Annotated in this window: 1 protein-coding gene; it reads right to left on the reverse strand. The window is 34.9% G+C overall.

Annotated elements, in window-relative coordinates; all coding sequences use genetic code 11:
* Positions 1-130: 130 nt before the first annotated feature.
* Entirely contained in the window at positions 131-1765 is a 1635-nt protein-coding gene (locus AC1DUW_RS25160) for a peptide ABC transporter substrate-binding protein (RefSeq protein WP_223305493.1), read from the reverse strand.
* Positions 1766-2756 lie beyond the last annotated feature (991 nt).

The following is a 2756-nucleotide window of genomic DNA, read 5'->3' on the forward strand; positions in this document are numbered from 1 at the left end:
ATGGTAATCACCCCAATCATCGATTTTCTAAGGAGTTGAAAACGGAAATGAATTCATGAAATATTCAAATTCGCAATTGAAAAATAGGGTATGTCCATAATCGGACATACCTCCTATTTTCATCCTTCTTTTATTTTTTATCCGCGTAAATAAAGTTCGGATAAGCGTTTATTGGTGCATAAACCCCAGTAACATTCGATTTAACCATATATGGTTTTGTATAGAAGTAAACCGGGAGAATCGGCATTTCATCAATCAGAACTTCCTCTGCTTTATGCAAAGCAGCCATCCGTTCTTTTGGTTCCATTGTAGATTTCGCCTCTTTTAAGTATTTATCATATTCTTTGTTGGACCAATCCGCATCATTATAGGCACCGTCTGTCTCCCAAAGCATGAATGTCATCGGATCAACATAGTCACCAACCCATCCTGCACGGGAAATCTCGAAGTCCCCAGCTTTTTCACGGTCAAGTTTAACTTGGAATTCAGCATTTTCAAGTGTAACTTCAACACCTAGGTTATCGCGCCACATTCCTTGAACAGCTTCAGCAATTTTTTTATGAGAATCTAATGTATTATATAAAATTGAAAAATCAGGAAGTTCTTTCATGCCTTCTTCAGCTAATCCTTCTTTTAACAATTTCTTAGCTTCATCAACATTTTCCGCAAAAAGGTCACCTGTATTTTCCTGGAAATCACCACTTGCATCAGGAATACCTGGCGGGACTACTCCAAAGGCAGGCTTTTGACCACCTTGAGCAACATTATCCGTAATTTTTTTACGTTCGATAGCCATTGATAACGCTTTTCTTACTTTAGCATTATTGAAAGGTTTTACTTTAGTATTAAAGTTGTAATAGTAGACAGCAAGTTCTGCTCCATTTTTGAATTCTTTATCTCCAGAATTAACCAATTGACCTTGTACATCCACTGGTAGTGGATAAGCGATGTCCAATTCGCCACTCTGATACATTTGCCATGCAGTATTTTCATCTTCAATTAGAGCAAAATTAACGGCATCCAATTTGATTTTGTCTTTATCATAGTAATTTTCATTCTTTTCGATTTTCAGGCTTTCTTTATGTTTCCACTCCGTTAACTTGAATGGACCGTTTGATACATGTGTTTTGGCATCCAAAGCCCATTTTGGATTTTCTTCTTGTACCTTTTTATCGATCGGGTAGAAAGTATAGAAAGAAGTCAAATCAAGAAAATATGGTGTAGGCTGCTCCAATGTAACCTCTAACGTAAGGTCGTCCGTTGCTTTTACTCCTACATCCTCTTCCTTGCCTTTTTTACTGTTGTAAGCTTCCCCGCCTTTAAGATAATAAAGTTGGTAAGCATAATCAGCAGCTGTTTCTGGTTTCAATGCATATTTCCAAGCATATTCGAAATCATTCGCTGTAAGCGGATCTCCATTTGACCATTTCAAACCATCTTTCAATTTAAATGTCCATTTTAATCCATCTTCACTGATCTTCCATGATTCTGCAACACCTGGTACGATTTTGCCTTCTTCTGTTTTCTTAGTCAGTCCTTCAAACGTATGTTCAAGAATCCATGATTCATGAGTTCCTTGCGCATTAGCAGGATGAAGCGAACCAGGTTCACTTGAGTTGTTTACATTTAATACTTTTGATTTGGCTGAGTCACTCGAGCCACCTTCTTTTTCATTCGAAGTTTCCTTCGAACCGCTGTTACATGCTGCAAGCACAAGCATAATAGCCATTAGAAGCGCAAGCACTGAAAATTTAGACTTTTTCAAAAATATTCCCCCTCATCTTTAGTCTTTCTTGGAGTATCCCTAGTTTAAGAGATTATCCTTCTGCCATCTATTAACTTCTGGTTTAGTACACTAAAATATTCTGCGAGGATAGTTAGAAGTATTCATAGAAACTCACCAAAAATAACTAGCGAAGCGTTTGCATAAATTTACGTTTTTTCTCAAAAACCCAAAATCAGCAGTTTTATAGCTTAAAACCACCTTCCTTTCAACCTCGCAAAAGGGTACTATACTTTGAATTAAAGATGTTGAATATTAAGTATATTACGAATAAATTAAAAAATCAATAAACCAATGAGTACTTTTTCACAAGATAGGTATTAAATGCTAGTAATTTTGATTTATATAGTAGGTAAAAAGAATTGAAACATTAACTTATTTCAACTTCAAACCCCTTCATTATGCGTTTCATTATAGACTCACAAGTACAAATCACTATATTTATATTTACTTGATTGGAAACTATATTTGATCTTCTTAATTATACATATTTTTCTCATTATTCAGAAGAGGTTGAATTATTAAGTGACTCAACTTCCCAAGTTAACCACTTTTTATTAGATTCCATTTTTGTATAAGGGTCACAGAAGTGATCAAACCTTTTTCAAAACAAGCTCTTTCAATTTGTTATTTTTAGGTCATTAGTATCATTTGAGCAAACTTTATTCTAAAACAACAACTGTGGTCTTTAGTACGTCTTAATGAACCAAGGTCGCTCACCCAAAAAACACAATTCCTTGTACAAGGATTGAGCCTGAATACTTAATAAACTTAATTCACTTAAAAAGGCCTCTATAAATGGTTAACTCAATAGCTGCTTTCATTTATGTTTTTTAAGCTTGTGTAGCAAGTATTCTTCCGATTTTCCTTTTTGATAACTAAGGGGCTTCCCAATTCTCATCTTTTAATTGATTACCAATATAAAAAATTTGGCCTAATGTCTGTCTCTCTATTGCTCCAAGTACTGTATGAC

This window comes from Peribacillus sp. P4_C12 (assembly GCF_056402095.1).